This is a genomic window from Porphyromonas gingivicanis JCM 15907 (assembly GCF_000614585.1).
GTDB classification, from domain to species: domain Bacteria; phylum Bacteroidota; class Bacteroidia; order Bacteroidales; family Porphyromonadaceae; genus Porphyromonas; species Porphyromonas gingivicanis.
The window spans coordinates 1-21,289 of sequence record NZ_BAKX01000007.1; the positions used below are offsets into that span (position 1 = coordinate 1).

Sequence of the window (21,289 nt, forward strand, 5' to 3'; positions counted from 1 at the left end):
AGCTACGTAGACGGAGCAGGCTTCGGCATTGCTCTTACCATCGGTCAATCTCTGTACCTCCCAATCTCCCGTATTACCCTTTCGCTTCCAAAGAATCGCTACATTCATGTCCGAAGTGCTGTCCTCCTCGTACCCTACTATATAAAAGGTTCCATCGACCTCATAGATCGCACGAGCTTCGGACAAATCCGAAGAGCTGGGTAGCTTGGTTACCTTGCCATCGTGCCATAGCATCGCCTCGGTACGCTCTCCAAGAGCTTCATACCCTACTATGTAGAGCTTATTGTCGGCTATGCAGAGGTCGAACGCCTCGGCATCCTCGGCATGGAGGGAACTCAACTGCATAGGGCTACCATCTTTCCACAGTATGGCTACACGGTTCTCTCCCTGCTGTTTCCAACCTACTGCGTAGAGGCTCTCTGCCGTGCCACAGACGGCGTGCGCCTCGGCATTTTCGCTACCCATCGTTAGGGGCTTAGCCTTGCCATTCTCCCAGAGCATAGCTATCCGCTTGCCCCACTGCTCTTTATAGCCTGCTACGTAGACTCTACCCCCTGCTACCCACACGGATAAGGGGTGGGCATTCTGCGCCTCCTCTAAGGGAGGCATGAGGCTCTCATTGCGCCAAAGCATCGCTACGGGCTCTCCCGCAGCTCCTTTCGAGTCGTAGCCTACTACGTAGAGGTCGTTATCTGTCAAACAGAGTGCAGTAGCAGAAGCAAACTTAGTGTAAGAGTCTCCCCTCGGTGCTCCAACCTCTCTGCGGAGGGGTGCCCTCATCAAAGTGCCCTGTAGCCCTTGCTCTGCAGTGTGGGTATAAGCACCCCTTGTAGCAAAAGGCAACGATAGCGGTTGGGTATTCTTCCAGAGTGTGGCGACCATCTCCGTGCCCACTTTGCGGTTACCTGCTACGTAAACATCGCTCCCCCGCACACCTACGGCGAGTGCCGAGGCATACTCTTTCTCCTCGGAGAGTGGGGTAGGGTTGCCATTGGTCCAGAGCATTGCTACCTCTCCACTCCCCGTCTCCTGTGTACCTGCCACATAGACGTCGTAAGTGTACTCCTTAGGCGTCGGTGGTTGAGGGTTGGGCTTGGGTATATCACGCTTACAGCCTATCGCCAGCACTGTCATAGAGACGAAGGCAATACATACGAAATTTGACTTTCTCATACTAATCATATTTATACGTTACTTACTCTATTCTTTTTATTACTCATCTATTCCCGAAAGACGTTCGCCCCCTTTGCTCTACAAGGGAGCACACGGCTCCACAATATGTGTCGCTACTCCTTCTCCCGCTTGACTACGTAGACGGAGGAGGCAGTGGCTTCTGGGGCGGCATCGATAAGCGACTGCACAGGCTCGCCATTCTTCCAGAGCATCATTTTATTCTTACCTCCGTGCATCTCATAGCCTGCCACATAGACATCGTTATCAATTACGAAGACAGAGCGTGCCTCTGCTCGTGTTGCCCTCCTATCACTTAAGCGAGTAGGCTTGTCATTCTTCCAAAGCATAGCACAGTACTTTCCGCCCCGCTCCTCATAGCCTGCTACGTAGACATCATCGCCCGAAACATAAACCGACTTGGCTCCAGATGTATTCTTCGTCAAGTGCTTGGCTTTCTTGTTTGTCCAAAGTGTAGCAACACTCTTACCGCTATGCATTGCCTCGCCCGCCACATAGACATCACTTCCCAAAACGAAAACAGAGAAGGCATTACTATCCTCACCTGCCAACTTTTGAGCCTTCCAAGTCTTTTTGCTCACCCTCTTCGTCCAGAGCATAGCTACGCTTTCGTCATTGCCTACTACATAGATGTCTTTGCCCGAGACAAAAACGGAATAAGCCTCGGCCTCTTCGGTGCCATCGATAATCGCCATGGGCTTTCTGTTTTCCCAAAACAAGGCAACATCTTTTCCTCCTTTATACCCACTACCTACTACATAGACATCAGTGCCCGAAACAAAGACAGAGGAGGCATCGGACCCTATCGAGGCATCGGTAAGCACTTCGGGCTTACTGTTTTTCCAAAGTGCAGCAACAAAGTCTCTTCCTTTTACTCCACTACCCGCTACATAAACATCACTGCCCGAGGCGCAGACGGAGTAAGCATGACTCTCCTCCTCCGACAACCTTGTGAACTGATCCTTATTCCAGAGCAGAGCTCTATTTCCCCCTCCGCGGAGTCTCTCCACTCCTGCTACGTAAACATCGTAGGTGTACTCCTTAGGTTTGCGCTTGCAACCTACCGCCAGCACAGCCGTAAAAGCTACGGCAAGAGCTATTCCAATCAACTTTTTCATACCGATACTATAATTATATACACTCTATAAACCTTCTGTCAGCAATGTACTCCGAAAGCTATCCGAACCTTCATCTCCTCTCTGAATGGGAAGGGGGGGAGACTCTCGAGACACTCAGAACACAAGCTAAACCATTACAATTCTTGGCGAACCAGTTCTGGTACAAATATAACAAATCATAACGGAAAATAGCAACATTATTTACAAATTATTCACGATTGAGAGGCACCCTATGGCGCAAAACGCATCACACTCACCCCAGCATCGACTGCTTATTAGGAGATTATCGACAGGTTATCGGGGCTGTTTCGACAAGTTATCAAGAAGTTTTCGACCGATTATCCCCAAGCTATTGACAGGTTATCAAAGAGAAATCGACAGCTTATCAAAAGTATTTTGACAGGTTATTAACGTCTTATTAACACCTCTCCACAACACTATCAACAGAATATCGGAGGCTTATGAACAGCTTATCGAAAGCATTTCAACAGCTTGTAGCGCCTTTATCTACCACTTATCAAAGCTGTATCTACAAGTTATCAAGAGGTTATCAACAGAGGAGAGCAAAGGGAACAAAGCATTCTTCCCTCTCATTATCAAGGCAATAAAGGGATTTACAAGGGAGATATTCAGACATTATCAACGAAGAGTTAGAGTGCTTTATATGAAGATCGGCAGATGACACAACTGATATTTAGAAATACAAGAGACAGAGGGCACACGCAACTAATAAAAGCAAGTTCCTTCCTCTTTGACCCATAGAACTATTGTACGAAAAGGAGCGAATAAAAAGGGTCGTAGGTTCGGCTCAAAAGGATTAATGCTTCGCCTCAAAAGGATTAATCCTTAGCAACAAAAGGGTTAATGCTAAGAAAAGCGAAAGTAGCCCCTCCTACAACAGAGCCTATCTCCTGTAAAAAAGGGTAATAGAGACTTTTGTAGAATAAAGTAGACTCTTTTTTAGTTATTTTACTGCATATTAGTTGATTATTTTGCATATCAGGAGTGTAAAATGACGTGATAAGACAAATAAAATTATCCAACTGAAGAGACCTTATTTGTTTTGTATTTGTATTATTTATAAATTTGCCCTCTGAAAAGTGGTTAACCCCTCGGGTTGTTGCTTTTCAGAAGAGTTCTTGAAAAGAGTGCCAACTACATTTTTGAGAGTGTTGGAGTGTTGGTGTTTAGGCACTCTTTAGCGTGTGGTGGTTTAATGAGTATTGTAACAAGGTTTATTGATATTACTAAAGAATAAGTATTATGAGAACAACAATTTTACACAAATGGGTACTGGCAGCTTTTGCCTTATAACCCTTTCTTCCCTTGCCCAAGCGCAAACGATGGGAGGAGGAGATGTCAAGGTATTTGACTACAAAAACAATCCAGCGATAAAGACGAAAATGACTGTGGCAGACAATGGATGGATTTATCTAATGGCTCACGGCAAACACGAATCGGGAGAGACCGAAGTGAGAGTGTTTCGCTCTAAGGATGATGGAGTTACCTTCCAAGAGATAACGCATTGGACGCGCTCGAGTTATTGGTTCTTTCAAGATTTCGATATCATAGTAACAGGTAAGGACGAATCTGATATCCGGTTCTGGTCGGTAGAGCTTCTAAATGATCCCGCTGGGAATAGGAGTGTTCTTAGTGTCTTTAAGCGCAATGCCAATTTAGAGAATGGCAATGCTGTTCGCATGTACGAAAAAGAGTTTACCAACACACAACTGTACGATGTGTCCATAGCCTCCAATTATCGTTCGCCCGCTCCCGACCTGATAGGGGGTGATCCTTTTGCTTTGGCTATCGCTTATACGGGCTTTAACAGCGCGGAAAATAAGAGTTTCGTGGGCTATCTCATATCTACGGAGGCGGGACGCAAATTTAAACTTCACCATCCCATTTTTAGTCAAGACGGAAAGGAAAAAATAGGAAAAGTAGACCTCTCTTTGGGTAGTACCTCTTCTTCTATGACGCACAATAAATGGCCCATAATGGGAGTCGTTTTCGAAATGAATAGAGTAGGAAACTCCAAGAGTGATATAGGGTTCCTATCCAACTTTGTCGACTATGATTCAGATTTTAGGTGGGCAGCCCCCATAAAAGTGAACACTTTCGGAGAGGCTAGAGGTCCAAAGATCCAAATGATGTTGGATAGTGAAAAAGATAATACCTCGCTGGGAAAAACAGCCACAACTTTATGATTATGTACAATCATTATGATTCGGATGAGCGTGATTGGCAGATTCGGTACGTCTATCCCAAGCCTAATTTTAGATATAAAGAGGGAGTAACACCGACCATGGATGATTTGGAAGAGGCTCCGTTTGCAACTACCTCAAGCGATGAGTTTATTGGAGATCTATCGTATGACAAGAGTTATGGTCACTATCTGGTTACTTATGCCAACACTTTTGAATATGAAGGCTCAGACGTGTGGAAATTAAATTACTGCTGGGTGCCCTACGATCTTCTCAACGATCTAAAAAAGTGGAGTGTAAGGTATGTATACAGAGATGATTTCAATACCACGGTAACACCCCAGGTGGACATTCATCCCATCAAAAGAAAAGCTTGCTGGGCTTGGGGAGAATACCATACGGACAAGAGTGTCATTAGGGCAGACACAGAGTGGAGTACGATCACATCTGTGGAAGAAATCCTCCCACAGGGAGAGGGGGTAAAGCTCTGCACAAGTTCTACCGATGGATATATGATGCTCAAGTTGCCAATGGATGCTACGTGGAAGGCTTTTGTTTACGATATGCAGGGGCGTAAGGTAGCCGAAGTTTCTTTCGAAGGCGAAGCGTATAAACTCAACGTACAACACTTGCCCAAGGGTACCTACCTGCTCAAGGTTGCATCCGATACGGGACGATTTGTAGAGAAGTTTATCGTAGAGTAAATGCTATGCCATTCTCGGCTTAGTTGGAAGGAAGTGCTCCATGCAACTGCTCCCACTGGCTGAGTGGATAGTAACAGTATAACATTTGAACGAATAAGAGAGGCGGGGACTATGCCTGTCTCTCTTTTCTTTACCCAAGAGGGCAAGGGTTTGGAGGCTCTGTACCAAAAGTACCAATCGCAGATTTGTCATTCGGTTTCATCCCCCCTATAAAACAGCTTACTATATATTTGCAACAGCATTGCACCTGATACCGGCACCTGCATTGAGCAGACAACGGCTCTGAAAAAGCAAAAGAAATAGTTTCATATCATGGGAATAAAGAGTAGACTTTTGTGCTTGATTGTCCTACTATTGGGAAGTATCCCAAAGGTTGGAGCCCAAGAGATCCTTACGAAAGAACAGCTTAATGACAGCACCTATACGTCTCGTCTTGATGGAGCTTACGTCTTGATGGACAAAGAGCAAAGAACGATTCTCAGCTTCAAAAACGGGAAAAAGCATGGTCAATGGGTTACTTTTGACTCCGATTTGTTCTTTTGGGTGGAGACTTTTGAAAATGGGAAAAGGCAGGGGCTCTATATCTCATCGGGCATACACGGGGGTGACTTTGGATATTATGATAATGATCTGAAAGTCGGCTACTGGCGTGAAGTAGACGAAGGTGGGGTTTACAATGAAGAGGGGAACTACGATAAGGGGCAAAGAACGGGAATATGGAAATGCTATAACTACGGCGAAGAAAGACTTTGGACAGGTTCCTACAAGAGAGGTTTCAAGGACGGGGTATGGATATGCCATGAATTAAATCACCCCGAACATATTTTTGCGAAAAAGATATTCCGCATGGGTGTTTTGGAGCGTAGCATAACTTTTGAAGATTGAGTTACCCATGAGTGATTTATCGGACAATTACCCTTGTCTAAATCGTTAGTCCGCACAAAAAAACAGGGCAATAGAGAGGACAACAAACCGAAGTAGAGCCAGCTCTAAGCGTACCTATTGCCAAAGAGTAAGCTACTCAGCGACGAGCATCAAACCTCTTTCCGTCCCCATCACGTTATAGGATGCCTTGCATCCAAACAGCTTGATAACTATCGCTTGTTCTACTACATCTGCGAACATTTATCCATTTGGAGCCGTGGCGACAAGCTACTACTTCAACCCAGATTTGTCATTAGGTTTGGTTTTTCTAAAGGCAGATTTGGGTTGCACTCTATATATATCCCTCTCCTCGCCCACAGCCCATCACCCCGCCTCCTCCTGCCCCCCCAACTACACAAAAAAGAGGGAAAGAAGCGCATCCCTCTCCCCTCTTTATCGGTAAGTACAGCACATTCTTCCCCCTTGACCCAAGAAAGGCAACAAAATAAGCTACCGCCTCTCCCAAACCGCACACACCATCGCCCCCAGTTCTCCCTAAACGAAAGCAATTTATTCGGTTTCGGCGGGACACTTAAACTATTATTTTATTATACCCCCATATAGAACCCTCTGGCTTTGCTAATTAGGGTAGTTTTAATACCTTTGGGAGGTCAGATTTTTTCTACAAAATATTAGTTTAATAAAGAGAGTATATCATGAAAGAAAGAAGCATTTCTTTTTTGAGGAATAGGCTATGGCTTTTCCTCATCGGGATAAGTGCGGTGCTCGGTCTACGCGCCTCGGCACAGGGCACGCCCCCAGAGAATATGGATTTTTCCGTATTAGAGAGTAACAATCCCGTCGAGCAGTTTGAAGTTACCGACGGAGGGTTCAAAGCCGCTTTAGCGACCAATTGGAAGGTTATTACCTTGAATACCTTCCCGGGGATGAAGTGGACCACGACTTTCAAAGATGACTGTTTCAGCATCTCTCCCACGAAATTCAGTGTTAAGGCACCTTATTGTAGCTATTTGGTTACCCCCGCACTCGACCTCAGCAAGATGGGCGGTAAGGCTCTCTCCTTTTCGATGCTCGCCACCTCTTCGGCAGGCACATCGCCCCTCAAGGTGCTACTCATCGACAACCAAGGAGCTACACTCCGAGAGCTATTGAGCGTGAGCGAAATCTCTTCGAGCAATACGAGCTACTTCCCCAAAGAAGTGCAGATGCCAAGCGACCTCACGGGCATAGGGTTTATAGCTTTCGTTGCCAAGGGAGATAAGGAAAACCGCACCCAATTCAAGCTCAATGCACTGAAGCTCGCCGAAGCCTCTCAAGAGGTACAAATCTCTTGCACGCCTAAAGAGGCTTATACTTCGACACTACGCCGGCTGGCTCTGTTGGGGCAACTAAAGAGGTAGAAATCTTCATTAAAAACTTCGTAGGAGTACCCGAAGTAACTCTTACGGGCATCAACGCAAGCGACTTCCGCCTCCTCAACAAAAATGCCTTGACACAGATGGGTGGAAAACTTTCGGTAGTCTTCGAACCCAAAAGCGGAGGCGACAAGAAAGCCGACATACAAATCTCGGCAGGCACAGCGACCTTCCTCGTGCCCCTCACGGGCAGGGCTACGGGTGCAGCCGCGACTATCAAGATGACCGCTTCGCCCCAATCTATCGCCTTTGGAAAGGTTAATGTAGGTAGCAGCAAAGGACCTAAATCCATCGCCATCGAGGTACAAAATGCCTTAGAAGCCCCCACTATGACGCTTAAGGGTGCCAATACAGGCGACTTTGCCGTAACGGGTGCCGACCAACTCACCCATCAAGGCGGAGGACTTATGGTAACCTTTACTCCCTCTTCCAAGGGCGTTAAGTCTGCCACCATCGAGCTACAAGTACAAGGCACTCTGCTCAACATCCACATGACAGGAGAGGGTACTGGCGAAGCTCCCACTCCCGAGCCAACCGATGACATAGAGCTTCTCAAAGACCCCTACTTCTACAACTTCAACACAGAAAACCAACCTACCGATTGGGCATTTGAAGGAAAGGTAACCAAACTCGAACGAGGCTACAACTCCAGCACTGGATTTGCCGTGCAACTCGATGCACAAGGTAGCGAACAGGGGGCTTCTATCTTCCAAAAGGTAGCTCTCAAGAACGACAAGATAACCGTCAAAGAGGGCGATATGCTTGAGGGTACTATCCACTTCCGCTCTATGGGAGAGAAAGTAGAGGGCGGAGCTGTACGCCTTGCCTGCCAGTGGCTGAATGCCGATGGACAACCTATAGCCTCTGCCGAAGATGCTTTTATCAACAATAGGGACTTCTTCGACCGCCATAAGGCTTGGGACAAAGTAGCCTTCCGCACTATTGCTCCAGCAGGAGCTACCCACTTCCTCTTCAAAGTGGTTACTCGCGCTGGTAGTCTTGTAGAGATGGATGACTTCGGACTCTTGCGCCTCACCCGAGACAATGCCAATATGCCTTTCATCGCTGTACTGCCTCATATCACCATTATTACAGGCGAGAAGGACAAGAGCGTTACCAGCTCTATCTTGGTGCAAGGTATGAAACTACCCTATGCACAGCGACCCTCTTTCGATGCTAAAAATGGCTCTATGAGCATAGCTCCCGAAACAGTCCCCCAAGGCAATAGCGTAGGCACTTACACCGTAACGATGACTCCCGACAAAAAGGGTGTTTATCTCAATGGTTACATCATTAAGTTTATGGGAGATGACCCTGTATCAACCTCTGCTTTCAATGCCTACTTTATTGATGCAAATAATCCTCCCAAGGTGAGCCTCTCGGCTACAACTCCTCTTAGAGAGATGGAGAGCTTCCCCACAGAGACGGACGAGCAAACTCTTACGTTCGATATAACAGGCGTTATCGACTCTCCCACAGTGGCTATCCTCCAAGACGAGGCAGGTATCTTTAGGCTTAGCACCTCCAGCTTCTACTATTCGGTAAAGCAAGATAAGGTACTCAATAGCACGGTAAAAGTAACCTTCCGCCCCAAAGAAGAGAAGGAGTACACCGCCCAACTCGTTATCACAACGGCTCTTATGGAACCTTTTGTACTAACCATCAAAGGTAAGGGCAAGAAGAATAGCGATGGATGGCTCGAAAAGTTCACTGCCGATAAACCTCTCGATCCTCGCTTTGTAGGCGAAGCATGGAAGGGGTATCACCTCTTCGACCGTGGCTACTATCGCTTAGATGGGGCTTGGCAAGAAGCAGGCAAGGTGCAAATCAAAGCAGAGGGTACTCTCGAATGCGATGAATGGTTTGCCAATGGCTTAGAAAACATCACCATCGCTCCTATCAGCTTGGCAAGCAAGGTGCGTTTGGAGTACAGCATAGATGGTGGCGGTCATTGGCAAAAGGGCGAAGCTTCGACAGAAACGGTTCGTCGGCTATCAAGACCCACAGACCGACTCGCTTCCGCTTGGTCAATACGACCCAAGAGGCTATTCAAATAGAGCAAATCCGCCTCACTCTCGGCAAGCCCGAAGAGCGCATCTCTTTCCCTAAGCTCAATGAAAAAGCGATGTTGGTCAATGCCGATGCTATGCCACTTGCCCTCCTCAACGAGACATTCAATGGTAGTCGACACACCAGAGGTATCGACCTTGCAGGCTGGCAAACCTTGGCACTGCAAGGCGACCGTCCTTTCTGGGGTTGGGCGCAGAAGAACAAAAGCACGATGGAGGTAGAGGAGCAATGCGCCCAGATTTCGTTCCTCAACACGCTTAATCCAAGCGATAAGAGAGAGCATCAAGCATGGCTCATCTCGCCTGCCCTATCGTATCAAAAGGCAGCGAGTAAGATACTCACCTTCCGCCTACGCTACGAATTGCCCACTGAAAACGGCGAGGAGAAGTTCGGCGTCTTTATCATCAAGGAGAAAGAGGGGGCTATCGACCCTCAATACTTGGACATCACCAAGCTCCTCTTGGTAGAGAACATCGAAAACGAAACGTGGTATGATTACTATGTAGACCTCTCTAAGGTAGAGGGTATCTCGGTAGAAGATATTTTCCACATTGGATTTAGCTTCTACAGCCCTGTCGGAGGCAACGCTACCTCGCTTACCTTTATGGTAGACGATGTAACCTTTGGGCGCACCGATATGACCGAAATCAATGTTGATAAAGACCTCATCTCCTTCCTCTTCAAGGTAGATCAGGAGTGTACACCACAGGTCTTCACCGTAACTACCAAAAATCCCAAGCATCCCATCGCCTTGACTATGGTACCTCACGCTTGGCAGAGCGTTTCAAACTCTCTACAACGAAACTTCCTAAAGAGGGGGGCGATGTTGCAGTCGGTTTCAAGTCGAAAGACGATAAAGACCGTGCCGCCGCGCTTCTCGTACAGAGCCGAGGCAGTGCTTCTAAGTTGGTACGCCTTGTGGCACAGTTCGACAACGCCATAGAGGTACCCGATGCCTTTAACCCCACCAAAGTATATCCTACAATCACTCGCGAAACACTCTTCGTCGAGGGGCTCTACTCCGAGTATTACATCTACTCGATAGAGGGTGCATGCGTGGCACAGGGCAAGGCAAGTCATCGCATTGATGTAGCACACCTCCCTGAGGGCAACTACATCATCCGCCTACTTGCGGAAGATGGCGGTATGGCAACTCATCGCTTTGTACGTGAGTAAGCAAGCAATCTCTCGCTCTTGAGTGAGAGCTAAAAGAAAGGCGCACTTTTTAAGAGGTGCGCCTTTTTTTATTATTGATACTTGATTTTATTTCAAACCTATAATCCTTAAGCGTGTTTGCACGGTAGGTTACACGCCTAACCATCGTACCTTTTGCTCCAAAGTATTATAGGTGCTTCAGCAGAAAAGTAAAGCCTAATCTAACAAGCAATGCTGTAATCGACACATTGTAACACACCATCGGCATGGCTCGACAAAGTCATCTTGCCCCTCTCTTTCCTCTTTCGTAAAAGAAACCGTCATTACAAAACAGTTTCAATACCTCAGCTCTCCCTCTCGCCCTTTTGAGAGAAAAATTGTTATCGAAGCTCGATAGCTCCTTTTAGAGAGTAGACAATAGGCTTTTTGTACCCTCTGCATTACAAATGGGCATAGATTAACACTATTTTAATAGATTTTCTTTCAAATAATAGGAAATAATGGAAATAGTTACTAAATTTGAGAATATACACTCAAACTAAAAGATGGATTGAGAGTTGCGGTACTCGCCAATTATTTAGAAAAATTAGACGAAATAAAATACTACTCCTATGAAAAAATCACTACTTTTTAGCCTTCTCCTCGTAGCATCAAGTTACCCCTTGGTTCTGAGGACACAGGCACAGAGCATCACGCAACGCACACTGCCGAAAGAGAAGCTGTCATAACGGCTCAAAAATCCCAACAAATTGCCTCCGAGCTATACAAACCAGCTTTTCGTACCTCGATTACGTTGCCTCAAGAAAAAGGGCGAATGGCTACAATTCCCCTAAAGGAGGCCGACATTTGCGAAGTAGAAGTTGTCTTCCAGGCATTAGGAAATAGTACTCCTCTAAAGGTAACACTATACAATGCCCAAGAAATCTTTGACGTTAGCTATAAACCCAATCTAAAGATCAAAGTACCCAAAGGAACTTATGATATGCACGCTCTTTTCCAAAACAAAGCTGGGGTAGGACTCTACTTTGTATTCAAAGAGCAGGTAAAAATCGACAAGGACCAGCAGATTGTATTTGACCAAAGCACTGCTACCCGACCTATAATTATCAAGTCGGTAGATGAGAACAACCAAGAACTCTTCCCCGATATTTACAGTGGAGGTAGTATTTACAAAAAGGGCAATCTGGTAGATATGGGTACTACCGACCTCTTCGTCCTCGATGGCGTAGGCGTAGTCGAAACCGTTTTCGGAGGGGCTTATCGCGTAAAAGAAATCGAAGCAGAGTTCTTTACCAACCCTGTAAGTGAGCGTTACCACTACTTTCAAGTACGTAGTTTACATACGGAAAAGAAAGATTATTTCGTCCACTATCAAGGGGCTCTAAAAGATATATCCACCCTAACCAACGACCCCACACAGATCGCCCTACATACCCAAAAGTTTCTCCCCACAAAGGCTGGTCTACAAATGCCCCAAGCTCACATTCAGGGATACCAACTATGGGTACTCTTTAATAACAAAATCAAAGCCGTTGTGCGGTCGTACAACCCTGGGAAAAATCCTGCCAATGGAGTAACTGACTATTACATAGGGCTCCCTATGGTAAATGGGAGCAAGTTCAATGCCATGGTAAGCCCCTTGTTGGGAGATACCTACAACGACGAATATGCAGAATATAGGTTTACAGTAGGTATCCCTGTAATGGGTAGCAAAGGGAAGCTACAACACGTTCACTACGGATACGATATATATGTAGACTACACTGTACCCGAAGGAGGTGGCGAGGCAATAGGCTACCCGGGACACCCTAAATTTTCATTCTCGGCTCAAGAGACTCAACCTACCTATGGAGGTAGTGCCCCTATGGCATCGACCAAATTCAAGTACTACAACAATGGCGAAAGCACAATTGGGTGCGTATTCTTAGGGCGTTTTGGAGAGCAATACGAAACGGACTATAGAACCTATGAGGAGAAAAGCTCCACAGAGTCAGGACGCCACATCCATACTATCAAAAGTAAGAATGCACAGGTCGATGGTCTCGAAGGGGGCGTAGATGTAACTATGAACTACAATCCACAACAGGACGATAAAACCCCTCCAACGCCTCAAATGCTCACTTTCCGACATAGCAACGGAGCGCGTACCGATCGCTTCGCCAGTGCCGAAGAGGGACGTATCGAGCTGGCCGCTGGAGACTTTAACTATCACGATAACGAGGATTTATTCCAACGTTACTTCGACTGTAAGGAGATAACTGCCAAGCTCTCTTTCTCTCCCTACCATGAAGAGAAGTGGACCTCTCTATCCCTCACAGAAGATCCATCGGGCTTTCATATGCCCGGCTTCGGTTATTTCTACTCTGCCTCTCTAAAAGCAGTAGGAGAGAAAGGGTTAAAAGCGAGGAAAGGTTGGTTTGATATTAAAATAGAACTCACAGACAAAGCAGGCAATACACACACGCAAACGATTAGTCCTGCTTTCCAAATCGCAAACTTGACCTCTATCATCGAACCTATACAAGCCGACGATGCCTACTTCCGCATCACAGATCAACATTTAGAGGTTGTCCACATACCGAATGCCGAAATCAGCGTTTACACCTTAGAAGGGCAGTCTGTACTCCAAACTCACGCACAGAAGCTCTCTCTGGCTCTTCTTCCCAAAGGTTGTTACATCGTAAAGGCTTCCAATGGTGCTATTCTCATTACTACTAAATTGATTTTATAACAAGCATTATTCACCTACCGCATAAGAGAAAAAAGATTATGAAAAAGAAAATACTCATCTCCATTTTATCCCTTTTTGGAGTTTTGACCTATACCTCCACACAGGCACAACAGATTGTGGATTACTCCTCTATGGAGCCAACAAAAGGTAAGGAATTTCAAAGCGAATGGTCACTGATGCCTCAGCAAGGCTATACACGCCAAGAATTTTCCGATTGCACTGTCTATTCTTTGCAAAGAGAACCGCTACGAGCAGATCTCAAGATGGTCAATATCACCCTTGAGTACAAAGCTATCAAAGATGGAAAGGGGACTTCCGTCTATGCCTTTAATAAGGAATTGGGGGGTATCAAACTCAGTGAAAACCCTCAAAGCAATACAATACAAGTACAAATACCTGAGGGGACATACGACTTTCAAGCAACATTTAGCAAAAGACCCACAGGTACTTATCTCTTATACAAAGAAAATGTAACCGTACAGGAGGGTATGACACTCGTTTTTGACCAAGCAGAATGTACCCACCAAGTAGTTATCAGAAACTTTGATGAAAACAATACGGAGCTAACCCTCGACATACATAACGGAAGTCAAGTCGAAGAGGGTAATGCCAAAGAGTATCGGAGCTACACTTTTATTCTCCTCAAAGACTATGGTATTATGCACACTATGATAGGGGGCGAATATCGTATCAAAGGTTACCATCAACTGCTACACATCAATCCCGTCAGCGAGCGCATCAGCTTCGGACACGTATGCTCGATGAAAACCAAAGAGACCAATAAGAGATACATATTACGCTACGATGGTGTTTTGAACCAGAGTTTAGAGCTATCCAACAATCATCAAGATTTGAAGCTCTATCGACAAGCCTTTGCAGCAGCACCAGAAATCTCGGACAATGCTACAAGAGTCTTCGGTTTTCAAATACACTGTGCAGGCTATGGAGCTTATGCCATTCGGGCAAAAGTGTTCAATCCCTCTCACGTGCTTGAAGATGGAATTAACGAACTCTATATCGACCTGCCCGAGCGACCTGAGACGAATTTCGTGGGAATGGTTAGCCCTCTCTGTGGCGACTTCCGAAAGAAAAACAACGCAGGCAAGTACGAGTACAAGTTCACCATTGGTACTCCCGTACTGGGCAATAGCAAGGAAGGTCTCAAATTTATAAACTTTGGCTACGACTCTTTGGGCGACCTGCTCGTACCCATAGGGGGAGGGAAAAGTATGATTTATCCCGGGCATCCCATCTTTACCTTCACAGATAAAGACACGGTAAACTTTATCCAAGGCAATAATACGCCTATTTTAGCACTGAAAATGAAAGATTATGATGGCAAATCGAGCAAGGTGCGCACATTTTTAGGTCGCTACGGAGAGATTCGAGAAGCGGTACTACAAACCTGCAAAGAAGAGCATAAGCAGGAGGGGGCATTTATGAAACATACCTATACGGCAGATAACATACAGGTAGACGACCTCCGAGGAAAAAACATTACCCAACTCTTATGCCAAACTTCGGGCGAAGATATTACAGCCCCTGCCATTCAGATGTTGCGCTTTGTCAATGGCAAGCAACAGGTTACCGACCGCTTCGGAACTCCTGCCGATGGCACGCTACAATTTTCTGCAGGCGACTTCATCTACCATCACGATGCTACAAACAGAGAAAAGCGTTACTTCAACTGCAAAAAAACTACCGTAGAGGTGCAGTATGCCGAGCATGGCTCTGAGAATTGGAAAGCCCTCCCCGTGCAAGAAGTACCCGAAAACTATCGTATGCCGGGGTTCGGTTACTTCTATCAAGGCTCCTTGGCTCCCGTGAGTAAGTTAGAGACCCAATGGTACGACCTCACCATCATACTCACGGACGAAAGCGGTAATAAACATACGCAAACTATTAGCCCTGCTTTCAAAATCGACAAATCGCTCACAGGCATTGAGCCTCTCCTTCCTGCCAACGAAAGTACTAATTTCCGCCTCGAAGAGGGCATACTCGAAGTGGTCAATATGGAACATCCACGCATAAACCTATACGCATTGGACGGAACATTGCTGTTGCAGTCGGTGGGTAAACAAGTATCTACTGCGGGGTTAGCGCAAGGGGTCTACATCGTCCAAGCCGAAGAGGGAGGACGCACCCTATCGGGCAAGATTAGCATCACCCAATAACTCACCCCCATGAAAGAATAAAACAGACTATCGAGAAATAAAAAGAAAAAGGCACACTTCGTAGGGAGTGCGCCTTTTATTGTATCGGGGCTATTGAAGAAAAAGGTATAATCTATCGAAAAGTTTACTCGGATGGTTTCGGTCAAAAGGGTCTATCCTTTTGTGGCTACCCCTTATACCTTTTGCTCCAAAGGACTATACCTTTTGTTGCCAACTATTCCCCCTTTTGTTTCTAAGGGTTGTAGCATTGCACCGAACGGCTTGTGGAAGAGCGGCAATGGGGACTTACAGAGGAGGTGGGCGCCGAAGGTTATCGGCGATAAAGCTCCAAGAAGATGCTCTTTAGGATAAAGTCGTATTTGGCACGGAGGGCGTCGATCTGCGCCATAAGCAGTTTATTTTCTGCTTGCTCCAATTCGAACGTGGTGCTACGACCTGCCTCGAAAGAGGCTCTTACTGCCTCTGCCGACGAACGAGCTGCACGCTCGGCATTGCCCGAAGCTACGATGGTGCGCTCGGCTGCCACTGCATTGGCGTGCGCCTTGAATATCTCTTTATAGAGTCCCAAGTCGGCATCTATCTTGTCGGTTTGGGCGGACTTAAGGTCGATTTTCGCCTGACGAATGGCTTGCGATGTTGCGAAAGCATCGAAGATAGGCACCGAGAGGGTAACGCCCACGAAGAAGCGTCCGTTGTGTTTCAACTGTTCGGCGAGCGACTGATTACTACTTGCATAGTTCCTGCCCAAGAGGCGAAAGTAGGCGTTGCTATACCCTGCATTGAGCGAGAGTTGAGGCCAATAGCCCGTGCGAGCGGTACGTATGCGCTCTTCGGCAGCGGCGATGCCGAAGTCCGTCGCCTTGATTTCGGGACGGCGTGCCAATGCCTCTTGATAGATAGTAGCGGGAGGAATGATTTTGGCACGTGCTTCTTGGATGAGTTGGTCTATATCGGGGGTGATAATCTGTAGAGGAGCTTCGCCGTAATACTCCACGGCTACCGACAAATCGACCCGTATGATGGCAGCCCCATTCTCTGCCTCGATGAGCGCAGCTCTATCTGCCTCGAGCTGCGCCTCTACCTCGCTAATCTTAGAAGCGGGCCACTTGCCCCCCTCGACAAAGGTACGAGTCTGCGCCAAGGTGCGTTCGGTCTGCTCGATACGTAGACGGGCTACACGGATAATCTCCTCTTGGAGCAAAAGATTGTAGAAGAAGCCAGCCACACGAAGCTCTGCCCGCTCGCGCAAGCCTGCCAATGCAGCGTCGGATTGTGCCTCACGCAAACGAGCCGTTTTGAGCATCGAAGGGCGACGAAGCCCCGTGAATAGGTCGTACGATGTGGTAATGGCAAGGGAGGAATTGGCAGACGAACGCTCCAAATAGGTGCCTGTGTTGTCTTGCGCACGCCCGAGTTCCCAGTTTTCGCCAAAGGAGGCGCGTAGAGTGGGCAAATAGGCACTCCTGGCTTTGTCTAAGTTGAGGCGCACCATAGCACTATCTATCAGCTGACGCCCCACATTGCTATCGAAGAAAACACTCCGTGCCACACATTCCTCATAAGACATGGGTCGGTGGAGCGACTCATAGATGGTTTCCAACTGCTGTGCTTGGACAAAGGGGGTAGCGCATAGCATAGCGCCGAGTAAGAGTAGGTATTTACAACACTTCATACAATCCTTTTTTTCAAAAAGTGATAGGTTGAGACGCTATTGCATAGGGGTTGGCTCGGCTAAGGCTTCGGCAAGAGATGCCTCGGCACACTTCCGTACGCTTGGGACGACCTCTACCGCCACCGCTTGCCCTACCACTATCCGACAGAATCCTCTATTGGTAATTAAAAACGACCACAAAGGTACTACTTATCGTTTAGCTTTACACCACGCACTTTCTCGCCCTTCTTGAGCCCTTTCTTCACCTCTATGTTGATGCCGTCAGAGACACCTGTCTCTATTTCTCTACGTTCAGTGGTGAGTTCGGGTTCCTCTTTGAGTACCACTTCGACGAAGGTTTTCTCTCCCTCGAAGAGGAGGCAAGACTCTGGTATAGCGAGTACTTTGTAGCTGGCGTTGAGTACGACCTCTGCATTGGCACTGTACCCTGCACGGATAGGTTTACCCGCTGGGATCTGTACGTTGGCTTTAATTTCGTAGAAATTGGTACCCATATTGTCGGTACCCTTGGGGGCAATGTACTCAATCTCTGCCATAAAACGCTCTTTGCCCAATGCTCCTATGGTGATGTAGGCAGGCATACCGAGGCGGAGCTTGCCTATCACAGTCTCATCGACCTTACCCGTAAAGAGGATATCATTCATATCGGCAATACTTGCACGGTAGTACCGTCATTAAAGGTATTGGCTTGAATTACCGAATTACCCACCTTGAGAGGCACATCGAGTATCATACCCGATATAGTGCACGTACCAACGTGGTAGAGGTAGAGGCAGTACCGGTCGATTTGCCCGTGAGCACGATTTGGAGTGCCTCTCGAGATGAAGCAATCTCCTCTTGTGCTTGGCGGTAAGTAGCCTCGATAGCTTCGAACTCTTCACGGGCTATCACCTCTTTGGCAAGGAGTGTTTGGGCGCGTTGATACTGCTCTTCTGCCTTTTTGTAGGCTATCTCGGCTTGGCGCACACGACTCTCAGCACTGGTTACCTGCATCATTTCAGGCACTACGGCTATACGAGCTATCACATCGCCCTTCTGCACCACATCGCCCGCTTCGTGCATAATCTCTGCCACGATGCCCGAGAGCTGAGGTTTAAGCAGTACCTCGTTACGAGGCTCTATGCGTCCTGTGAGTACGGACTTATTCTCTATGGTGTCGGTCAGCTTGACCTCTTCGATAGCGTAACGGTCGGGTTTCTTACGAGACTTCTGGAAGAGGAAGACGAAAACTACCACCACCAAAATGGCAAAGAGGGACCATCCTAAGATTTTGAACAACTTTTTCATCGCTTTTGTATCTATCTTACTATTTTTTATTCATCACGTAGTGCCTCGATGGCTTTAATCTTAATGGCACGGGCTACGGGGAGCAAGCCGCCCAAAATACCGCTCACCAGCACGATAAAGGCTGCCAAAAGCCCCACTTCAAAGGGGATAAGAGGTTGGTATATAAAGGCACTTGGATTGGATTCGATGAGGCTATTGAAGCCCATCATAAGGAGTACTGCTGGTACAAAGCCCGACAAGCCTGCCAATGTAGTCAGGGTAACTGCCTCTAAAAGTATCTGCCAAACGATGTCTCTCGGGCGCGCTCCCAATGCCCGCCTTACGCCTATCTCTCGAGTACGCTCACGGATAGTAACGAGCATGATATTGCTCACCCCTACAATGCCCGATATGATAGTGCCGATACCCACAAACCAAACTAAAAAATAGATCGAGAGAAGCACCATATCCATCATTTGGAAAAACTGCGAGAGGTCGAAAGTCATTACTGCTCCATCATCATCGGGCGCAACATCATGACGTATGCGTAGTGTACGATTGACTCGATCAAGTACCCCTTGTGTATCCTGCACGTGAGGAAACACAGAGAAGACAAGAGCATCTATTCTATCTCCATCTCCATTCTTTCGCCTCATGACTTGATGGGGAAGTAACATCATACGATTAGTAGAACCAAAAAGATTGAGGTTCTCTGCGGCTTGCTTTACAACTCCTACCACTGTATAGCTTCCCCCTTTATATTCTATCTGCTTGCCTATAGCAGACTCTGAAGGAAATAGTCGCTCTCGAATTTCCTCTCCTATGAGACAATGATTTCGTTCCTCTCTTTCATCAACTTCATTGAGTAACCTTCCTTCTACAACAATCAGTGTCAAGATATTGAAGTAGTCTGGACATACCCCTAAAACATTGTATACGGTCATTCGCTTATCAGCGTTGGTAAGAGTAACCCCTCGCCCAGAGTTGAAATTGACAGGAGTGATATGGTCAATCTCTCTATGATTTTGGCGAAGAAATTCAATGTCATCCATAGTAAAATCCCACATACGCCCTTTAGAAAAACCCTTATGGGCTTGAGTCGTTGGGGTAGCGATTGTGGTTAGCGTGTTGTGTGCCAGCCCTTGCACCTGTCGCTGCATAGCATTGTTGAAGCCATAACCGACACTAAGCAAGATAACTAAGAGGAAAATGCCCCAAAAGATACCCATCGCCGTGATGATAGTACGCCTGCGGTTGCTCTTTAGGGTGGTAAAAACCTCCTGCCAAGTATCTCTGTCGAACAATCTATTCATACGTCTACTGCCCCTTTTCGTTTACTCCTTTCATTGCTCTCTCATCGCCACAATAGCAGGTATGCGCACCGCTTTTCGAGCTGGCATATACCCCGCCAAAACACCCGATATAACCATAACCGTAAGAGAGGTTACTGCCACCCAAGGGGGTATCACAGGGTTTTGGAAGAAGATGAGCGTAACTCCCTCGAAGATTTGCCGAGAGCCAATGCCCGATGTTGCCAAATAATAGTCCGCCCCCCAAAGGAGTGCCACTGCTAAAATAAGCCCCAAAAGCCCCGAAATAAGGGTAACAAAGACCGACTCTGCCAAGACCATACCGATGATATGCTTAGGGTGCGCCCCCAATGCTTTACGGATGCCGAACTCACGCATCCGCTCCTGCACCGAGACGAGCATAATATTGCTTACCCCGATAACCCCAATCGTCAGTATGGAAAGCCCGATAAACCAAAGGAAAACATCCAAACCAAAGAAGATTTTGCCCATCATATCGGAGGTAGAGAGGGTATCGTTGGACATATAAACTGCCCAATCATCTTCGGGCGAGAACTCTTTGACCAATGCTAAGGTTTGGCGCACACGTTGCTCCAAATGCTCGAAATCTGCCTCTTGCGTAATACTCGGACAATAAAGATAGAGGTTGCTATAAGCGACACCCTCGTCGGGAAATTGTGCCGCCATGGTTGTAAAGGGCAGATAGCATACAGCATTGCGAGAGCCAGAAAGTCTGTAAACCCCCACTACTGTATAGGAAAAAGGTCCTAAGAATATCAGTTTGCCCAGTACAGAGCCTCCATTGGGGCGCAAACTACGGGCCGTTTTGTCGTCTATCACCACGTTGCGCGCTCTACTCTTCATATCTCCAACCGTTATAAAACGCCCCTCTACGATGGGTACTTGCTGTATCTCTTCGTCATACTCGGGAAAAACAGCTCGCAACTCCAATCCAAAGTTGGCACTAATCACTTCGCCCTCCATCGAAGCATTATCTACCCATTTATTAAGCTGCGGATAGATGCTCTCTATCTCGGGGAACTTGCGTTGGAGCAGTTGAATGTCCGTATCGTAGAGCTGTATAGTGCGCCCTCTTTCGTACCCTGCATAGGGCAATCGAGTTTCGTAACAGTGGAGCGAACTACTCCCTGAGCGCATCCCGATGGCATCACTATTCGCCTCTAATCCATGGCGCAAACCTGTACCCGTACCCAAGAGTAAGATGAGCAAAAGTATGCCCCAGCCCACGGCAAAACCCGTGAGAAAGGTGCGGAGCTTATTGCGCATCAATGAAGCGGATATCTCTGTGTACCAATGAAACATATCTACTCTTTCTTAAACAATCTACCTCTAAAGCCCAAAAGCTGTGAGGCTCTTTTATAGCACAATGGGGC

The 21,289-nt window shown here is 47.0% G+C and carries 19 protein-coding genes; 12 read left to right on the forward strand and 7 right to left on the reverse strand.

Annotation, left to right across the window (positions count from 1 at the left end; translation table 11 throughout):
• Both JCM15907_RS07345 and JCM15907_RS07350 read right to left on the reverse strand, forming a co-directional pair.
• Window positions 1-1,173: hypothetical protein (locus JCM15907_RS07345; RefSeq protein WP_199897235.1), on the reverse strand; the 1,173-nt coding region annotated here is incomplete at its 3' end.
• Window positions 1,174-1,286: 113 nt separating this feature from the next.
• On the reverse strand, window positions 1,287-2,309 hold the full coding sequence (locus JCM15907_RS07350; RefSeq protein ID WP_025843312.1) for a Kelch repeat-containing protein: 1,023 nt from the start codon (window positions 2,307-2,309) through the stop codon (window positions 1,287-1,289).
• 218 nt (window positions 2,310-2,527) lie between these two features.
• On the opposite strand from JCM15907_RS07350, the gene JCM15907_RS13015 reads away from it, so the two are divergent.
• The 11 genes from JCM15907_RS13015 (at window position 2,528) to JCM15907_RS07400 (ending at window position 15,647) form a co-directional block, all read left to right on the forward strand.
• On the forward strand, window positions 2,528-2,665 hold the full coding sequence (locus tag JCM15907_RS13015; RefSeq protein ID WP_159099926.1) for a hypothetical protein: 138 nt from the start codon (window positions 2,528-2,530) through the stop codon (window positions 2,663-2,665).
• Between the two features lie 930 nt (window positions 2,666-3,595).
• Entirely contained in the window at window positions 3,596-4,516 is a 921-nt protein-coding gene (locus JCM15907_RS13450; protein ID WP_242396860.1) for a hypothetical protein, read from the forward strand.
• Window positions 4,513-5,217, forward strand: a complete 705-nt coding sequence (locus JCM15907_RS13455; protein WP_242396861.1) for a T9SS type A sorting domain-containing protein — start codon at window positions 4,513-4,515, stop codon at window positions 5,215-5,217. The genes JCM15907_RS13450 and JCM15907_RS13455 overlap by 4 nt, the downstream gene beginning before the upstream one ends.
• A 333-nt stretch (window positions 5,218-5,550) precedes the next feature.
• Complete coding sequence (locus JCM15907_RS07365) at window positions 5,551-6,102, forward strand: toxin-antitoxin system YwqK family antitoxin (RefSeq protein WP_242396862.1); 552 nt, start codon at window positions 5,551-5,553, stop codon at window positions 6,100-6,102.
• A gap of 117 nt (window positions 6,103-6,219) precedes the next feature.
• Window positions 6,220-6,705, forward strand: coding sequence for a hypothetical protein (locus tag JCM15907_RS12860; RefSeq protein ID WP_148297488.1), 486 nt, complete (start codon window positions 6,220-6,222; stop codon window positions 6,703-6,705).
• 92 nt (window positions 6,706-6,797) lie between these two features.
• Window positions 6,798-7,502 (forward strand): choice-of-anchor J domain-containing protein, encoded by a 705-nt coding sequence (locus tag JCM15907_RS07375; RefSeq protein WP_025843315.1) that lies wholly within the window; start codon window positions 6,798-6,800, stop codon window positions 7,500-7,502.
• Window positions 7,503-7,600: 98 nt separating this feature from the next.
• The gene (locus tag JCM15907_RS12380; protein ID WP_025843316.1) at window positions 7,601-9,574 is read left to right on the forward strand and encodes a choice-of-anchor D domain-containing protein; all 1,974 of its coding nucleotides are present in this window, start codon (window positions 7,601-7,603) and stop codon (window positions 9,572-9,574) included.
• Window positions 9,469-10,530: a choice-of-anchor J domain-containing protein gene (locus JCM15907_RS12385; protein ID WP_148297489.1), complete on the forward strand. Its 1,062-nt coding sequence runs from the start codon at window positions 9,469-9,471 to the stop codon at window positions 10,528-10,530. The genes JCM15907_RS12380 and JCM15907_RS12385 overlap by 106 nt, the downstream gene beginning before the upstream one ends.
• The gene (locus JCM15907_RS12390) at window positions 10,506-10,763 is read left to right on the forward strand and encodes a T9SS type A sorting domain-containing protein (protein WP_025843318.1); all 258 of its coding nucleotides are present in this window, start codon (window positions 10,506-10,508) and stop codon (window positions 10,761-10,763) included. Before JCM15907_RS12385 ends, JCM15907_RS12390 begins: the two co-directional genes overlap by 25 nt.
• A 793-nt stretch (window positions 10,764-11,556) precedes the next feature.
• Window positions 11,557-13,473: a T9SS type A sorting domain-containing protein gene (locus tag JCM15907_RS07395; RefSeq protein WP_036885629.1), complete on the forward strand. Its 1,917-nt coding sequence runs from the start codon at window positions 11,557-11,559 to the stop codon at window positions 13,471-13,473.
• A 38-nt stretch (window positions 13,474-13,511) separates the two neighbouring features.
• Window positions 13,512-15,647, forward strand: a complete 2,136-nt coding sequence (locus JCM15907_RS07400; RefSeq protein WP_025843320.1) for a hypothetical protein — start codon at window positions 13,512-13,514, stop codon at window positions 15,645-15,647.
• A 310-nt stretch (window positions 15,648-15,957) separates the two neighbouring features.
• Here JCM15907_RS07400 and JCM15907_RS07405 read toward each other — a convergent pair whose 3' ends face one another.
• Window positions 15,958-17,319 (reverse strand): TolC family protein, encoded by a 1,362-nt coding sequence (locus JCM15907_RS07405; protein WP_025843321.1) that lies wholly within the window; start codon window positions 17,317-17,319, stop codon window positions 15,958-15,960.
• 28 nt (window positions 17,320-17,347) lie between these two features.
• Here JCM15907_RS07405 and JCM15907_RS12865 point away from each other — a divergent pair, with 28 nt between their 5' ends.
• Window positions 17,348-17,551, forward strand: a complete 204-nt coding sequence (locus JCM15907_RS12865) for a hypothetical protein (RefSeq protein WP_148297490.1) — start codon at window positions 17,348-17,350, stop codon at window positions 17,549-17,551.
• Here the strand turns inward: JCM15907_RS12865 and JCM15907_RS13865 are convergent.
• The 4 genes from JCM15907_RS13865 to JCM15907_RS07420 all read right to left on the reverse strand — a co-directional run bounded on the left by JCM15907_RS13865 (window position 17,505) and on the right by JCM15907_RS07420 (window position 21,218).
• Window positions 17,505-17,963 (reverse strand): efflux RND transporter periplasmic adaptor subunit, encoded by a 459-nt coding sequence (locus JCM15907_RS13865; RefSeq protein WP_306305484.1) that lies wholly within the window; start codon window positions 17,961-17,963, stop codon window positions 17,505-17,507. The genes JCM15907_RS12865 and JCM15907_RS13865 overlap by 47 nt on opposite strands.
• Before the next feature lie 85 nt (window positions 17,964-18,048).
• Entirely contained in the window at window positions 18,049-18,606 is a 558-nt protein-coding gene (locus tag JCM15907_RS13870; RefSeq protein WP_306305485.1) for an efflux RND transporter periplasmic adaptor subunit, read from the reverse strand.
• Between the two features lie 26 nt (window positions 18,607-18,632).
• The gene (locus tag JCM15907_RS07415; RefSeq protein WP_025843322.1) at window positions 18,633-19,898 is read right to left on the reverse strand and encodes an ABC transporter permease; all 1,266 of its coding nucleotides are present in this window, start codon (window positions 19,896-19,898) and stop codon (window positions 18,633-18,635) included.
• Window positions 19,899-19,928: 30 nt separating this feature from the next.
• Window positions 19,929-21,218, reverse strand: a complete 1,290-nt coding sequence (locus JCM15907_RS07420; protein ID WP_025843323.1) for an ABC transporter permease — start codon at window positions 21,216-21,218, stop codon at window positions 19,929-19,931.
• Window positions 21,219-21,289 lie beyond the last annotated feature (71 nt).